The organism is Pseudomonas sp. 20P_3.2_Bac5 (assembly GCF_025466035.1).
Classification (GTDB): domain Bacteria; phylum Pseudomonadota; class Gammaproteobacteria; order Pseudomonadales; family Pseudomonadaceae; genus Aquipseudomonas.
In genome coordinates this window covers 18275-33576 of sequence record NZ_JANLOA010000026.1, presented here as the reverse complement: position 1 = coordinate 33576, position 15302 = coordinate 18275, and the positions used below count along the sequence as shown (strand labels likewise).

12 protein-coding genes are annotated in these 15302 nt (G+C 63.3%); all 12 read left to right on the top strand.

What is annotated here, in order from left to right:
* Positions 1–92: 92 nt before the first annotated feature.
* The 12 genes from NTD88_RS04795 (at position 93) to NTD88_RS04740 (ending at position 15276) form a co-directional block, all read left to right on the top strand.
* Positions 93–1613, top strand: a complete 1521-nt coding sequence (locus NTD88_RS04795; RefSeq protein WP_095156571.1) for a 4-hydroxyphenylacetate 3-hydroxylase family protein — start codon at positions 93–95, stop codon at positions 1611–1613.
* Positions 1614–1689: 76 nt separating this feature from the next.
* The gene (locus NTD88_RS04790) at positions 1690–2226 is read left to right on the top strand and encodes a carboxymuconolactone decarboxylase family protein (protein ID WP_095156572.1); all 537 of its coding nucleotides are present in this window, start codon (positions 1690–1692) and stop codon (positions 2224–2226) included.
* A gap of 21 nt (positions 2227–2247) precedes the next feature.
* On the top strand, positions 2248–3273 hold the full coding sequence (locus NTD88_RS04785) for a VOC family protein (protein WP_095156573.1): 1026 nt from the start codon (positions 2248–2250) through the stop codon (positions 3271–3273).
* 74 nt (positions 3274–3347) lie between these two features.
* On the top strand, positions 3348–4316 hold the full coding sequence (locus tag NTD88_RS04780; protein ID WP_095156574.1) for a flavin reductase: 969 nt from the start codon (positions 3348–3350) through the stop codon (positions 4314–4316).
* Entirely contained in the window at positions 4313–5239 is a 927-nt protein-coding gene (locus NTD88_RS04775) for a fumarylacetoacetate hydrolase family protein (RefSeq protein WP_262155604.1), read from the top strand. The genes NTD88_RS04780 and NTD88_RS04775 overlap by 4 nt, the downstream gene beginning before the upstream one ends.
* 40 nt (positions 5240–5279) lie before the next feature.
* Positions 5280–5894 (top strand): glutathione S-transferase family protein, encoded by a 615-nt coding sequence (locus tag NTD88_RS04770; RefSeq protein WP_262155605.1) that lies wholly within the window; start codon positions 5280–5282, stop codon positions 5892–5894.
* 22 nt (positions 5895–5916) lie between these two features.
* A complete protein-coding gene (locus NTD88_RS04765; RefSeq protein WP_262155617.1) occupies positions 5917–6810 on the top strand; it encodes a LysR family transcriptional regulator in 894 nt (297 codons plus the stop codon).
* Positions 6811–7211: 401 nt separating this feature from the next.
* Positions 7212–8894, top strand: a complete 1683-nt coding sequence (locus tag NTD88_RS04760; RefSeq protein WP_256587764.1) for a DUF1302 domain-containing protein — start codon at positions 7212–7214, stop codon at positions 8892–8894.
* Positions 8895–8905: 11 nt separating this feature from the next.
* Complete coding sequence (locus NTD88_RS04755; protein ID WP_095156579.1) at positions 8906–10273, top strand: DUF1329 domain-containing protein; 1368 nt, start codon at positions 8906–8908, stop codon at positions 10271–10273.
* Between the two features lie 44 nt (positions 10274–10317).
* Positions 10318–11427 (top strand): WD40/YVTN/BNR-like repeat-containing protein, encoded by a 1110-nt coding sequence (locus tag NTD88_RS04750; RefSeq protein ID WP_262155606.1) that lies wholly within the window; start codon positions 10318–10320, stop codon positions 11425–11427.
* 49 nt (positions 11428–11476) lie between these two features.
* Entirely contained in the window at positions 11477–13945 is a 2469-nt protein-coding gene (locus tag NTD88_RS04745; protein WP_095156581.1) for an efflux RND transporter permease subunit, read from the top strand.
* Positions 13942–15276: an MFS transporter gene (locus tag NTD88_RS04740; RefSeq protein WP_262155607.1), complete on the top strand. Its 1335-nt coding sequence runs from the start codon at positions 13942–13944 to the stop codon at positions 15274–15276. Before NTD88_RS04745 ends, NTD88_RS04740 begins: the two co-directional genes overlap by 4 nt.
* Positions 15277–15302: the final 26 nt, after the last annotated feature.

Here is a 15302-nt window from a genome sequence, read left to right as displayed (position 1 = left end):
CAGCTCCTGGTCCAAATCACAAATTCTTAAATCCGGCCCGGCTCAATACCATTGAGGCTCGAAACCCGGTAGCTGATGCAGGAGCAAAACCCATGGATTACAACACCAACAAAAATCCGATTGCCATGCGTGGGGCACGAAAAGGCGTCCGTAACGGTGCCGACTATATCGACTCGCTCCGCGATGGTCGTTCCGTATGGATCGACGGCGAGCGCATCAAGGACGTGACGGTCGATCGTCGTTTCCGTGGCGCCGTTCAGTCCATCTCCGATCTGTATGACATCCAGTGCGACCCGGCCCAGCAGGACAAGATGACCTTCGTCTCGCCAACCTCCGGGGCGCGGGTCGGCCGGTCGTTCATGCTGCCGCGTTCCGCCGACGATCTGCGTCTGCGCCGCGAAATGATGAAGACCTGGATGGACGCCGTAGGCGGGATGATGGGCCGTACCCCGGACTTCCTCAACGTGATGGTCAGTGCTCACGCCTCGGCCCACGAACTGTTCGCGGCGGGTGGCGAACGATTTGGCCGCAACATTCTCGACTACCACGAATTCATCCGCGAGAACGACCTGGCGCTGACCCACTCGCTGGTGTCGCCGGATATCGACAAACGCCTGCAGATGTTCGAACAGCCCGGTGACATGGTGATGCGCGTGGTGCGCGAATCCGATGCCGGTATCTACGTCTCCGGGGCTCGCTCGGTGGCTACTTTGGGCCCTCTGGCCAACGAAGTGCTGATCATGCCGGCGGCCGCCAAATTCCCCCTGGTGGACGATGCCGAGGCCTACGCAGTCGGGTTCGCCTGCGCCATCGACACCCCCGGGATGAAAATGATCTGCCGTCCCGGTTTCCCCACCAACGGCCACTTCGCCAATGACCCGCTGACCGCGCGGATGGACGAGATGGACGCCGTGCTGTGGTTCGACGAAGCGTTCATCCCGTGGGAGCGGGTGTTCATGTACCGCAGCATCAAGGCCGTCGAGTCGGCGATGAAGTCGCCTTCCGGTCCCCACGGTTCGCACCAGTCCGCCACCCGCTCCCTGGCCAAGATGGAGTTCCTGCTGGGCATCGCCTACAACCTGACGGAGGTGAACCACAGCCGCTTCCCGAACGTGATGGTGCAACTGTCCGAACTGGTGGCCTACGTCGAGACCCTGCGTGCGTTGATCCGCGTGGCGGAAATCGACTGCATCAAAGGCCCGGGCGACACCGTCGTGCCCTACGAGCAGCCGCTCAACGTAATCCGTGCGCAGTACCCGGCGATGCATGCCCGTGCGCTGGAAATCCTTCAGCTTCTCGGTGCGGGCAACGTGGTCGTCGCGCCGACCGTCGAAGACCTTCGCAGCGAAAACGGCCCGATCATCGACCGTTACTGCGCCGGTGCCGACATTCCCGCCGAGCGCAAGATGGAGCTGTTGCGGCTGGCCTGGGATGCGTCCTGCTCGTCCTTCGCCGGGCGGCAGAACCTCTACGAAAAATTCTTCTCTGGCGACCCATGGCGCAATGCCCAGATGCGCGGCGAGCGCTATCCGGGCGCACGCGAGGCGCAAGACCGCGTCTGGGCGTTCCTCGATCGCAATGGCGAATGGGACCAGCGCATCAACGGCAGATAAGTCGACGTAATGCCCGGGATGCCGCAGCCAGGCTGCGGCATTGGAAAAACAACAAGAACAACGTGCGGAGTTCCACATGCCCCGTATTCACCTGCCGACCCCGGCCGAAGAGCCCGAAGCATTTGCCCTGCTTCAGGCCAAGCGCGGCCATGCACCCAACGCCCAGATCTTCCGGACCCTGGCCATCTGCCCGGAGATCCTCGACGTCTTCATCCCCATGGCCGACGCCGTCCGCCAAGGCTATGGCCTCGACCCTCGACTGCGTGAAATGGCCATCGTGATGGCGTGCCAGACCATGGGCACCCACTACGAACACGATCCCCACTGGAACCGCGCCATCAAGGAAGGCGTGAGCAAGGAACAGATGCTCGCCCTGTGGGACTTCGAAAAGAGCCCGCTGTTTTCCGAACTGGAGAAAGCCGTACTGCGCCTGGCGCGGGATGCGACCCGTGCGCCGGCGCAGGTCGCCACTTCGGTCTGGGAAGGGGTTTTCCACCGCCTTGGCCCCAAGCAGAGCGTGGCGCTGCTGTTCAATATCGGTTGGTACAACATGACCGGCCGGTTGACTGGCCCCCTTGAGTTAAGCAACGAAGCCGATTTCACCCGGCTCTGAACAGACACCAGGAGACTTACCATGCCATTGCCAACACCGGTCTATTACCCACCATTCAACGTCACCCGCTCCAGCCACGCCATCATCACCTCCCGTGACCTGGAAGCCAGCCGCGATTTCTACGAGCAGGTCATTGGCCTGGTCCTCACCGAGCGCGATGCCGATACCCTGTATTTCCGCGGCCTGGAAGAGGTGTGCCACCACAGCCTGGTGATCAAGCGTCACGACGGTACGCCAGAGGCCGAAGCGATCGGCTTTCGCGTCTACACCGAAGAAGAGCTGGACAAGGCCGAGCACTTCTACCGCAACAAGGGCCTGCCGGCGCGCTGGATCGAAGTTCCGCACCAGGGGCGCACGCTGCTGGTCAACGACCCGGCCGGCACCCCGGTGCAACTCTGCGCCACCATGCCGACCACGCCGCGCCTGTACACCCAGTTCCAGGACTTCAAGGGCGGCGCGGCGATGCGCTTCGACCACTACCAGATCCAGGTGCCGAATGTGCAGGAGCAAACCGATTTCTACGCAGAAATGGGTTTCCGCATTTCCGAGTACATGGCCCTCGATGAAAAGCTGATCGCGACCTTCATGTTCCGCAAACCGGGCACCCAGGACATCGTGTTCCTGGAAAACCCGGGCCCGCGTCTGCACCATTTCGCCTACACCGTGACCGATTCCCACAGCATCCTGCGGGCTTGCGATGTCGCCGGCAACCTGGGCATGGGTGATGTGGTCGAGCGTGGTCCGGGCCGTCATGGCCCGGCCGGGGTGTTGTTCGTGTACCTGCGTGATCCAGATGGTCATCGCGTGGAGCTGTTCTGTGATCACTACCTGCTGATCGATATCGAGGTTGAGCCCGTTGCGTGGGACGTGCGCAAGCCGGGTCTGTCGCTGCGCTGGGGCTTGCCACCGCAAGAGGCCTGGTTCAACGAGACCACCGCGTTCGGCGGCGTCGCCACCCAGCAGCTCGCCCACGAGCGAGGACCGCTGTCGACGCTTGAAACCTACCTGGCAGAAAAGGCCCGCGTCAGGGCTGCCGCCAAGAAGTAGCGTAGCAAGGGGCCACTTATGCGGTGGTCCCGTGCGGCGTGCAGCGTCGATAACAACAAGAGTGGAGTATCACCGTGACGACACAGACAGCAGTGCAGACAGCCCCGGCCAAGGCCGGCGCCAGCTTCGACGGCCGCGCCTTGCGCGACGCGTTCGGCTCATTCGCCACCGGAGTGACCATCGTCACCACCGCCGGGCCGGACAACGTCGATATCGGCTTGACCGCCAACAGCTTCTCTTCGGTATCGCTGGACCCGCCGATGGTGCTCTGGAGCCTGGCGCGGACCTCCTTGAACATGGATGCCTTCCGCAGCAGCGGGCATTTCGCCGTTCATATCCTCTCGGCCGATCAGGAGGCGCTTTCCGGGCGCTTCGCCAGCAAAGGCATCGACCGCTTCGAAGGGCTTGCGCCTGAGCGCGGGCCGGACGGTATTCCGCTGTTGCAGGACTGCATGGCGCGCTTTACCTGCAAACTGGCGTACCAGTATGAGGGCGGTGATCACGTCATCTTCGTTGGCGAGATCGTCGAATTCAGTCACTCCGCGCGCAAGCCGCTGGTGTTCCATGGCGGGCGCTATGGCATGTTGTTGCCCAAGCAGGCCGCCCGCTCTGATGCCCTGGATGAGTTCAGCAACCTGTCCTCCGACGACCTGCTCTACCAGGTCTCCAATGCCTACTTCCAGACCCGGCAGAAAGTCATCGAAAAGCTCGAAGACAATCGCTGGACGGCAGAGGAATATGCCGTGCTGAGCATCATTGGCCGGGAAGACGGGCTGTGTGTGCCGGAGATCGTCGCGCGCAGCGAGAAGGTCCGTGGCCAGGGTGTTTCCGCCGCCATCGTGCAGAAGCTGATCGGCCGTGGCCTGCTGCACGAAGTCGATAGCGACGACGGCCAGGTCGCTGTTCGGCTGACCCCGGCAGGGCGTGCTGCGGTGCTGGAGCTGATCGCCATTCGCAAGTCGAGCGAAGCCGATGTTCAAGGCGATCTGGACCCCAGCGAGGTGCAACTGCTGAAGCACCTGCTGGCTCGGCTTGTCTCATGAAAATCGCACGCTACCGCTCCATGGACGGGGCCGAGCGGCTCGGTATCGTTTCCAGAGCCTCGGGCCTCGAGTTGCTGGTGGATGTTGCCAAGGCCGCCGCGGTACGAGGCGGCGCGGCGACGCCGGGTTCGGTCATGGGCTTGATCGAGGGCGGCGCAGCGGCAATGGACGCCACCCGCGAACTGCTCGCTTGGGCCGAGACGCGCCAGGACCCGCTCTGGATCGACGACCCGGACACCGTCGACTGGCTGACGCCCGTTCCCGAGAAGTCGATGTTCTGCGCGGGGCGCAACTTCGGGCGGCACCTGCTGGAGTCGAAGCAAGGCAACAGTGCCAGCAAACTGCACAGTGACTTTCCCACCGGCTTTATCAAGCTCGGGCGCACGCTGGTTCCGCACAAGAGCCAGGTCAAGCGGCCTGCCGATGTGCAGAGCCTGGACTACGAGGTCGAGATTGCCCTGGTGCTGGGCAAGGCCATCGATGCCCAGAGCGATATCGATCCTGCCAGCGCCATCTTCGGCTACACGATTTTCAACGACCTGTCCGCGCGGGAGTGCCAACTGCGCGAGATGCAGAACGGCATGATCATGCTCGGCAAGAACTACCCCGGTTTCGGCCCGATCGGCCCGTACATCCTCACCGCCGACGAGGTGCCGGACCCCACCGCGCTGGTGCTGTGGCTGAAGGTCAACGGCGAGCTTCGCCAGCAGTCCGATTGCCGCGACCTGATCTTCGATTTTCCGCACCTGGTCGCCTTCTGGTCACGCTTCGGCCTGGTGCCCGGCGACCTGATCAGCACCGGTACGCCGGAGGGCGTGGCCTTGCACCACAAGCCCGATCCGCAGGCCTGGTACCTCAAGCCTGGCGACTACGTGGAAGCCGGCGTGCAGGGCATCGGCGTGCTGGAAACCTTCATCGTCTAGTGACCATTACGGCCCGTCTCTCTTGTTTATGGAGTGAACCATGAAACTGTATTTTCTTCCCGGCGCCTGCCAGATCGGCATCCATGCCTTGCTCGCGGAAATCGGCAAGCCGTTCGAAATCGAAAAGGCCGCTCGGCCAGGCACCCCGGAATTCGAGGCGTACACCCGGATCAATCCAAAGGGCAAAGTCCCCGCGCTGATCCGCGATGACGGCTCGCTGCTCACCGAGTTCCCGGTGATCGCGCTGTATCTGGCGCGCACGAACCCGGAGCGGAATTTGATTCCGACGGATATCGAAGGCGAGATTCGCGTACTGGAAATGGCCGAATACCTGGTATCTACCGTGCACATGCAAGGCTACACTCGCGCTCGCCGGCCGGAGAAGTTCGCGCCGAGCGAAGCAGACCACCCGGCGGTCAAAGCCCAGGGCCTGAAGATTTTCCAGGCCGGGCTCGACCGGGCAGAACGACAGATCAACGGCAAGGACTGGCTCTTCGACCACCTGAGCATCGCGGATTTTGCGCTTTTCTACCTTGAGCACTGGTGTGTGCTCAACGGCATCGGTTCATTGGGGCCAGGATGCCAGGCGCACCATGATCGCCTGTGGTCGAAAGCCGAAATCCGTCGCGCCGTTGAGTCTGAACTCAACCTTTGAATCCGAGCGCTGCGCCATGGACATGCTGTTGAAGTTGAAGGCTTTGGTCGTTACCGCCGATACCGGCAATTTCTCGGCTGCCGCGCGCACGCTGCACACCTCGCCCTCGGTCATCATGAAACGCGTCGATGAGCTGGAGTGGGATTTCAAGACGACCTTCTTCGACCGCTCGACCCGGCGCCTGACGCTGACCGATACCGGGCAAAGCTACCTGACCCACGCGCGGCACCTGCTGCGCGCCTACCAGGACATGGCCAGCGGGGCGATCCTCAGCCCTGGCGCCATCGAGGGACCGATCAGGGTCAAGGCTCCGGCCGTTCTGATCCGCCAGGGCCTGGGTGAACTGTTCACCTCCTTTCGCAGCGAAAACCCGCTGGTGCAGTTGGAGATCATCGCCTCGGATCGGGGCGGCAATCCGGCGGAAGAAGGCTTCGATATCTCGGTGGGCATGGACCAGATGGCCTACGCCGACGTGGTGGAACAGGTCATCCGGCCGTTTCCCCGGTTGCTGTGCGCGGCCCCGGCGTACCTTGAGCGCTGTGAGGCGCCGCGGCACCCGCGCGATCTTGTCGATCACCCTTGCCTGACGTTCTCCATCGCCGGTTCGATCTGGTGCTTCAACTCGCCTGAGGGCAGGGTGGAGGTGGACGTGCGCCCCGTCCTGATCACCAATGACGAAGGCTATTTGTGCACCGCCGCAAGGGATGGCCACGGCATTGTGCAACTGGCCCTGCCGGTGGTGGCTGAGGCGTTGCAGGCCGGGCATCTGGTGCCGGTGCTGGAGCCGTTTTCGCTGGTCGAACGCTGGGTGAAAATCATGGTGCCCGCCGCGCGCCTGGAGCTGACCCGGGTCAAGCTGCTGTTCGACAGAATGGCGATGCACCTGGCGAGCGCGGGTACTGCCGAACAGCCTTGAGCCTGTTCGTTTCACGCTGATCCCGCTGATCATTTCCTGCCGCTTCCCGGGCCTCCTGCAGGGGGGGCGGGCGCGCTCGTGCGCGCCATCCTCGACTCGACCAACGCCATCCTTGCCATCAGAAATTCGGCTGCGCTCCAGCGGGATTAATCATTGTTCGTGTCGGAAAGTGCCTGCTTATACTCGGTCCCACACAGAGACCACGGGTCTGTGTTGTTTGAACTTGCAACTGCCCATGTAATTAACCAACGCCGGATATCACACCCCACCCAAGAGGAACTTTCTGAAAGTTGCTGTGGCTGCCTGCTGCTGCGAGTTAATGAATATCGGTAGTTAGAAGTTAATGCGTCAAACAATCTCTCCAGGTGAATACCATGCAAATAATAAAAATAAGATTTGCAGTGCCGCAAGACGATGTGTACCGCCAAAGCCTTCGTTGCATGGTGGTCGCCACCAGCCTGCTGGCGGCTGGCAACTCACTGGCTGCGGCCATCGATGTCGGCAACCCGGACATCAAGCTGCGCTGGGACAACACGATCAAATATTCCTCCGCCCTGCGGGTTCACAGCCCGTCTGACCGACTGACCCAATTCGCCCCGGCACCGGCTGACGGTAGCGGTGGCCCGGCGGCGCTCAACGGCGACGACGGCGATCGCAACTTCAAGGCTGGCCGCCTGATCTCCAACCGCCTCGACGTGCTGTCCGAGATGGACCTGGTGTTCCGCGACAATTTCGGTTTCCGGGTGAGCGGTGCGGCCTGGTACGACGACGTCTACAACCACAAGAATGACAACGACTCGCCTGCCACCGCCAACGCACTGTCGGCGCGCCACAACGAGTTCACCGATGACACGGCCGAGCTGCACGGCAAGAAGGCCGAGATTCTCGACGCCTTCCTGTTCGGTGGCGCCGACATCGGCTCGGCACGCGTCAGCGGCCGCCTGGGGCAGCACTCGGTGCTGTGGGGGGAAAGCCTGTTCTTCGGCGCCAACGCCATTGCCGGCACCCAGTCGCCGGTCGATGCGGTGAAGGCGGCGTCGGTCCCGGGTTCGACCACCAAGGAAATCATCCGCCCGGTCGGCCAGTTCTCTGGCCAGATCCAGTTCTCGCCGCAACTGACCGTGATGGGTTACTACCAGTACGACTGGGAAGCGACCCGTCTTCCGGGCTCCGGCAGCTACTTCTCGGTCAACGACTTCTTCGGTGACGGTGGTGAGCGCATCCGCTTTGGTCCGGGCCTGCCCGGTGTTGGCTTGTCGCGCCGCCAGGACCTCAAAGCCAGCGACAGCGGCCAGTACGGCCTCGGCTTGCGCTCGCAGTTGGGCGAGTGGGAGTTTGGCGTTTATGCGACCCGCTACCACGCCAAGACGCCGGTACTGTATTCCCGGGCAGGCTTCACCGGGATTCCGGGTGCCGGGTTCGGGACCTTCCAGTGGGTTTATCCGGAAGACATCAAGGCCTACGGCATCAGTGCCACCACCACCGTGGACTCGGTCAACTTCGCCGGTGAAGTCTCGGTGCGTCGCGATACGCCGTTGACCAGCTTGCCGCAAGAGGTGGGAACCAAACAGGCGGACAACAACAACCATGCGTTTTACGCCATCGGCAACACGGCCCATGCCAACGTGTCGATGATCTGGACCATGCCGCGCAACTTCATGTCCAGCGAGCCCAGCCTTTCGATGGAAGTTGCGTACAACCAGCTGACCAGTTGCACCAGCAACTGCAATGCCATGGACCCGGAACTGGATCGGCGTGCGATGGCTGTTCGCGCCCTGTATTCAATCCCGCAGCGCAACGTGCTGGACGGCCTGGACCTGACGCCTTCCTTCACCGTCGGTTACAACCACGGCAAGTCGCCGGTGGCGATCATGGGCCCCGACGACGGTGGCGACATGACCTTCACGCTGGCCGCCAACTACCTGACGGTATGGGACTTCTCGCTGGCCTACACCCACTACTACGGGGCCGAGAACACCGCCACGTATTCGTCAACTGATCCCGCCGTCAACAGCACCTACACCTTCGAGCAAACCCTGAAAGATCGGGATTTCGTCTCCGTGTCGCTGCGTCGCACTTTCTAAGGGAACATTCCATGACCATTTTCACCCGCATGACCGTGCTGGCGCTCGCCTGCGCCGCAATGGCAGCCCCCACCGTGCACGCCGCTGTATCGGCTGAAGAAGCGGCCCGGCTGAAATCTTCGCTGACGCCGCTGGGCGCCGAGCGCGCCGGCAACCAGGACGGCTCGATCCCGGCCTGGGATGGCGGCTACCCGGTGGACGCGTCGGCGACTTCGGCGGCGATTCCGGACCTGTTCGCCAAGGACAAACCGCTGATCACCATCACCGGACAGAACGCCGAGCAGTACAAGGACAAGCTCACCGAAGGCACCCTGGGCCTGTTGAAACGCTTCCCGAGCTTCAACGTTCAGGTGTTCCCGACCCGGCGCACCGCCGCGGCGCCGCAGTGGGTGTATGACAACACCTTCGCCAACGCCACCCGGGCCACCATGGACCCCAGCGGCGAGTTGGGGCCGTACCCGAAAGGCACATTTGGCGGCGTCCCGTTCCCCATTCCGAAGAATGGCGAAGAGGCGATCTGGAACCATCTGCTGCGCTGGACCAGCCCCGGCTACCAGACCACGCCGAGCCTGGCGCGGGTCACCCCCGAAGGCAAGGTGATTCCGGTGTCGCAGAACGTGGCCAAAAGCTCGTTCCCGTACTACGACCCGAACAGCAACCTGGAGAAATGGCAGGCCGCCGGTTCCAACATCGTCGTGCGCCGCGTAGACACCTCGGGCCCGCCCATCCGTGCCGGCGAGATTCTTCTGCAGCGCGTGAACATCAATGACATGGACTCCAAGACCTGGGTCTATCTGACCGGCCAGCGCCGCGTCCGTCGCCTGCCGCTGACCTGCTGCGACGTGCCGAGCCCGGTAGCCGGCGGCATCCTCAACTTCGACGAGGTCGAGGTGTATTCCTCGTCTATCGGCCGCTACGACTGGAAGCTGGTGGGCAAGAAAGAGATGTACGTGCCCTACAACACCAACAGCTACCACCAGGCCGAATCGATCGACAAGTTGATGTCGCCGCAAACCGTCAACCCTGATTTCGTGCGCTTCGAACAGCACCGTGTCTGGGTTGTGGAAGGCACGCTCAAGGCCGGCCAGCGCCATGTGATTCCGCGCCTGCGGGTGTACCTCGACGAAGACACCTGGATCGCTGTCGCCGGCGAGCGCTGGGATGCCCAGGGGCAACTGTGGAAGGTGACCTACAACCTGCCGACCGTGTTCCCGGCCGCGCCAGGCACCATCGTCGCGGGCTATATGTCCTACGACCTCATCGGTGGTGGCTACTTCGCATCCGCGTACTTCCCGCGTAACCAGCAGGTGGACCTCAAGGCCTCCATGCCGGACCGCCTCTTCACGCCTGAGTCGCTGGCTGGAGAAGGCGTGCGCTGAAGCGGTAGCAAGCGTGAACACCAAACCCTGATGAGATAAGCAGTATGAATAACAATAACGAAGGCATCGACGGCTCGCGCCGGGCGCTAGTGCTGTTGGGGATGGGCGTGGGGCTGCAGGCGTTGTTGGCGCCTGTCCTGGCGTCCACCACCGTAACAGTGGGCTCGGCAATCCTGGGCGGCCCCTTGCAGCAAGCCGCCAGCATGACCCCGCGAGCAGCACAAGGCATGTTGACCCGGGTGGTTACGGCCGGTAACCGGCTGGTGGCCATGGGGGAGCGCGGGCTGGTCGTGCTGTCTGACGACGGTGGTCGTCAGTGGCGCCAGGCACAGGTGCCGGTCAGCGTCACGCTGACCGCAGCGAGCTTCGTCGATGCTCATCAGGGTTGGATCGCCGGTCACAGCGGTGTGGTGCTGCACACCACCGACGGTGGCGAAAGCTGGGCTGTGCAGACCGACGGTGTGGGGCTTGCCGAGGCAACCCTGGTTCAGGCCAGGGGCTTGCCTGCCAGTGATTCCGGGCGTGATCGCCATATTGCGGAGGCAGAGCGGCTGGTGGCCGACGGTGCCGACAAACCCTTGCTGTCGATCTGCTTTGCCGACGCGCTGCACGGCATGGTCGTCGGTGCCTTCGGTTTGGCCGCCAGCACCACCGATGGCGGCAAAACCTGGACGCCTTGTCGGGAACGGCTGGTCAATCCCATGGGGATGCACCTCTACGCCGTCGCCCGCCATGACAAGACCTGGGTGATTAGCGGAGAGCAGGGCGTGCTGATGCGCAGCCTCGACGACGGTGCCAGCTTCCAGGCGCTGACTTCACCTGCCGGGCGCACCTTGTTCGCCGTCACCTCGACGCGCAAGGGTGGTTTTGTCTGCGCCGGGTTGCTCGGCGCCGCGTGCCGAATCGATCCGGACAGCCTGGCGGTTGCCCCGGTCGAGTTGCCCGCGCAGTTGACGCTCCTCTCGGCCCTGCAACTGCACGATGGCCGCGTGGCGTTACTGGGGCAGGGCGGGCGATTGCTGGTCAGCGCTGACGGTGGCGGCAGTTTCGCCGAGCAGCCACTTGCGCGGCGCGACCCGCTGACCTCCCTCGTCGAAGCAAGCGACGGTGGTCTGGTTGCCACCAGCCTTGCCGGGGTTGCCCGGCTTGGCTGACGACACCGACTTCCATGATCACGCGACGCGCCCTAACGAGTCTTACGCCATGACTACAGTGACCTCACCCGAGCCCGCAGCTTGCCGGCTCGAAGACTTCGACCCGCGCTCGGGTTCCGCACTCGAACGTGCTGTTTTCAACCATCGCAAGCTGGTGCTGCTGCTGTGCGTGCTGGTTACGGTGATGCTCGGCATCAGTGCCTTGAGCCTCAAGCTCAATGCCAGTTTCGAGAAGACGATTCCCACCAACCACCCGTACATCACCAACTACCTGGATAACAAGAAAGAACTCACCGGCCTCGGCAACTCGATCCGCATCGCCGTCGAGGCGCGCCAGGGCAACATCTACAACGCCGCCTATATCGACACCCTTCGCCAGATCAACGACGCGGTGTTCATGCTGCCGGGCGTGGACCGGCCGTTCATGAAGTCGCTGTGGACCCCCAACGTCCGCTGGACTGCGGTGACCGAGGATGGCCTCGACGGTGGCCAGGTGATTCCCGACCATTACGACGGCTCGCCCGCCAAGCTCGAGGCGCTGCGCATGAACGTGCAGCGCTCCGGCGAGATTGGCCAGTTGGTCGCGGCCGATGGCGGCTCCACGGTGTTGCAGGTGCCGCTGCTGGAGCGTGATGCGTCCGGCCAGCCACTGGACTATGCGGCGCTGTCCGCGCAACTCGAAGAACTGCGCGCCAGGTTCGGCAGCGACCAGGTGGCCCTGCATATCACCGGCTTTGCCAAGCTGTCGGGCGACCTCATGGATGGCATGCAGGAGGTGATCGGGTTCTTCTTCATCGCCCTGATCATTTGTGCCGGGATGGTGTTCCTGTACAACCGCGACGCGATCAGCACCGCGCTGGTGGTGATCACTTCGCTGACGGGCGTGCTCTGGCAACTGGGGCTGCTGCCGCTGCTGGGGTATTCGCTGAACCCGTATTCGATGCTGGTGCCTTTCCTGATTTTCGCGATCGGCATCAGCCATGGCGCGCAGAAAATGAACGGTATCCTCCAGGACATCGGCCGCGGTACCCACCGCTACGTTGCCGCACGCTACACCTTCCGGCGCCTGTTCCTGGCCGGCCTGACTGCGCTGCTGGCTGACGCCGTGGGCTTCGCCGTGTTGCTGATGATCGATATCCCGGTGATCCGCGAACTGGCCACCGCTGCCAGCCTGGGCGTGCTGGTCCTGGTGATCTCCAACCTGATCCTGCTGCCGGTGCTGTTGAGCTACGTCGGCGTCAGCCGCAAAGCCGCCGAGCGTGCTGTGCGCAGTGAAGCGGCCACGGCGGCGGGGGAGAGCAACGGGTTCTTCGTCTGGCTGGTGCGCTTCACCGAAACCCGCCGGGCCACGCTGGCCATCGCGGTGGCGGCCGTTCTGGCGGTGGCGGGGATCGCGGTCGGCACCCAACTGAAAGTCGGCGACCTCGACCCCGGCGCGCCGGAACTGCAGGCCGACTCGCGCTACAACCGCGATGTGAGCTACCTGACCACCCACTACGGCGCCAGCAACGACCTGTTCGCGGTCATGGTCAAGACCCCCGACGGCGCGTGCAGCCAGTACGGCGTGCTGCGCCGAGTCGACCAGCTCGAATGGGCCTTGATGGACCTGCCGGGCGTGGAGTCGACCCAGTCGATCGCTCGCCTGCAACGGCGCCTGATGGTCGGCATGAACGAAGGCAGCCCGCTGTGGTACGACCTGCCGGGCAACCAGAGCATGCTCAACACCATCACCGCCCGGGCGCCGCGCGAGTTGTACAACGAAGAGTGCAACCTGCTGACGGTGTACGCCTACCTGCGCGACCACCGCGCCGAGACGCTGCAGCAAGTGGTCGACCGGGTCGAGCGCTTTGCGGCGGAAAACAACGACAAGGACGCGACCTTCCTGCTCGCGGCCGGCTCGGCGGGGATTGACGCCACCACCAACATCGTCGTGCACAAGGCCTGGTACCAGATGCTGTTCCTGGTCTACGGGGCGGTGGCGCTGCTGTGCTTCATCACTTTCCGCTCCTGGCGCGCGGTGCTGGTGGCCATGCTGCCGCTGATGCTCACCTCCGTTCTGGCCGAGGCGTTGATGGTGGTGCTGGGCATGGGCGTGAAAGTCGCGACCCTGCCGGTGATCGCCCTTGGCGTGGGCATCGGCGTTGACTACGCGCTGTATGTCCTGAGCGTGACCCTGGCCCGGATGCGCGCCGGCGCCAGCTTGAAACAGGCCTACGCCACGGCGCTGCAATTCACCGGTCGGGTAGTGCTGTTGACCGGCGTGACGCTGGCGGCAGCGGTAGCGACCTGGCACTTCTCCAGCATCAAGTTCCAGGCCGACATGGGGCTGCTGCTGGCCTTCATGTTCCTCTGGAACATGCTCGGTGCTCTGGTGTTGATACCGGCCCTGGCGCGTTTTCTGTTGCCCGCAGCCACGCAGGCCGAGTGCGTCGAAGTGAGCGAGGTACAGCCCGACGAGCCGGCCTTGAACACTCCTGTCCAGACTGAACAATTGGTATTCGGGAAGTGCATGCCATGACTGATCTCACCACCGCGGCAATTGCCGGCAGACCTCAAGTGAACGTCACCCAGGTGATTGAAGGTGGCACCTTCAACGCGTTCAGCGTGCGGGTGGCAGTGATCTGCTTCCTGGCGATCGTCTTCGACGGCATCGACAGCGCGCTGTTCGGCACCTTGCTGCCGGCCATCATGGCGGACATGAAGATGGGCCCGGCCGAGGCGGGGATCCTCGCCAGCGTCGGGCATATGGGCGCCGTGGTTGGCGCTATCGTGTTCGGCGTGGCGGCTGATGCCGTCGGGCGCAAGCGGATGATGCTTATCGGCTTGGCGGTGTTCATCACCTTCACCGCCGCCTGCGGCCTGGCTCAGGGCATCGTCGACTTTGCCCTCTACCGTGTCATCGCCGGTTTCGGCCTGGCCGGCATTGTGCCCATCGCCGTGGCGCTGGTGTTCGAATACACACCGGGCAAGTGGAAGGCGATGGCGTCGAGTGTGTCCTATACGGGCATCTCGGTTGGCGTGCTGGTGTCTGCCGTGTTGGCGATGGCGCTGCTCGGCAACTTCGGCTGGCGCGCGATATTGCTCGGCACCTTCGTCGGGATTCTGCTGGTGCCGGTTGCGGCGGTGTGGCTGCCGGAATCGATGTCGATCCTGGTGAAGAAGGGCAACCGCCCACGCATCCGCCAGATTCTGCAAGACGCCAACCCTCGGTTCGCCCTCGCCGATAGCGACGAGTACGTGTTGAACGAGGCTCCAGCCGCCAAGGTGCCGCTGAAAAGCCTGTTTCAGGGCGGCTACGCACGGAACACGCTGTTCCTGGGCGTCGGGATGCTCTGCATCATGATGATCGCCGTCACCCTGACCACCTGGATCGCGCAACTGATGGTCCAGCGCGGCTATTCGATGACCACCGGCATCAGCTTCATCCTGGTGTTCACCTGCAGCAATTTCATCTCCACCCCGCTGGCCGGATGGATGGCCGACCGGATGGGCTACCGCACGGTGTTCTGTCTCTACATGCCGGTTCTGTTTGTGTCGATTTCACTGATCGGTGTCATCCAGAACCCGCTGGGCGCCTTGGTCTGCATGTTTTTCGCCGGCTTCGCGGCCATGGGCGCGACCTGCATTCTCCTGCCCTATGTCGGCTCGCTGTATCCCTTGAGTTTTCGTTCGACGGCCATGGGCGTGATCTACGCCATAGGCCGGGTCGGCCCGATCGTTGGCCCCGCCATTGCCGGGTTCATGCTCGCCGCGGGCGTCAGCGTCCCCCTCATTCTGGTGTGCATGGCCGCGCCGGCCTTGCTCGCGCTGGTGGCATTTCTGCTGGTTAAAGAAACGCTGGCGGAATAACCGGAACGTTACATCAACTTGCAGTA

What these genes read in the sequence shown, in the direction of transcription:
- NTD88_RS04795 (WP_095156571.1), top strand. Translation starts at nt 93, where the DNA reads ATGGATTACAACACCAACAAAAATCCGATTGCCATGCGTGGGGCACGA.
- NTD88_RS04790 (WP_095156572.1), top strand. Translation starts at nt 1,690, where the DNA reads ATGCCCCGTATTCACCTGCCGACCCCGGCCGAAGAGCCCGAAGCATTT.
- NTD88_RS04785 (WP_095156573.1), top strand. Translation starts at nt 2,248, where the DNA reads ATGCCATTGCCAACACCGGTCTATTACCCACCATTCAACGTCACCCGC.
- NTD88_RS04775 (WP_262155604.1), top strand. Translation starts at nt 4,313, where the DNA reads ATGAAAATCGCACGCTACCGCTCCATGGACGGGGCCGAGCGGCTCGGT.
- NTD88_RS04770 (WP_262155605.1), top strand. Translation starts at nt 5,280, where the DNA reads ATGAAACTGTATTTTCTTCCCGGCGCCTGCCAGATCGGCATCCATGCC.
- NTD88_RS04765 (WP_262155617.1), top strand. Translation starts at nt 5,917, where the DNA reads ATGCTGTTGAAGTTGAAGGCTTTGGTCGTTACCGCCGATACCGGCAAT.
- NTD88_RS04755 (WP_095156579.1), top strand. Translation starts at nt 8,906, where the DNA reads ATGACCATTTTCACCCGCATGACCGTGCTGGCGCTCGCCTGCGCCGCA.
- NTD88_RS04750 (WP_262155606.1), top strand. Translation starts at nt 10,318, where the DNA reads ATGAATAACAATAACGAAGGCATCGACGGCTCGCGCCGGGCGCTAGTG.
- NTD88_RS04745 (WP_095156581.1), top strand. Translation starts at nt 11,477, where the DNA reads ATGACTACAGTGACCTCACCCGAGCCCGCAGCTTGCCGGCTCGAAGAC.
- NTD88_RS04740 (WP_262155607.1), top strand. Translation starts at nt 13,942, where the DNA reads ATGACTGATCTCACCACCGCGGCAATTGCCGGCAGACCTCAAGTGAAC.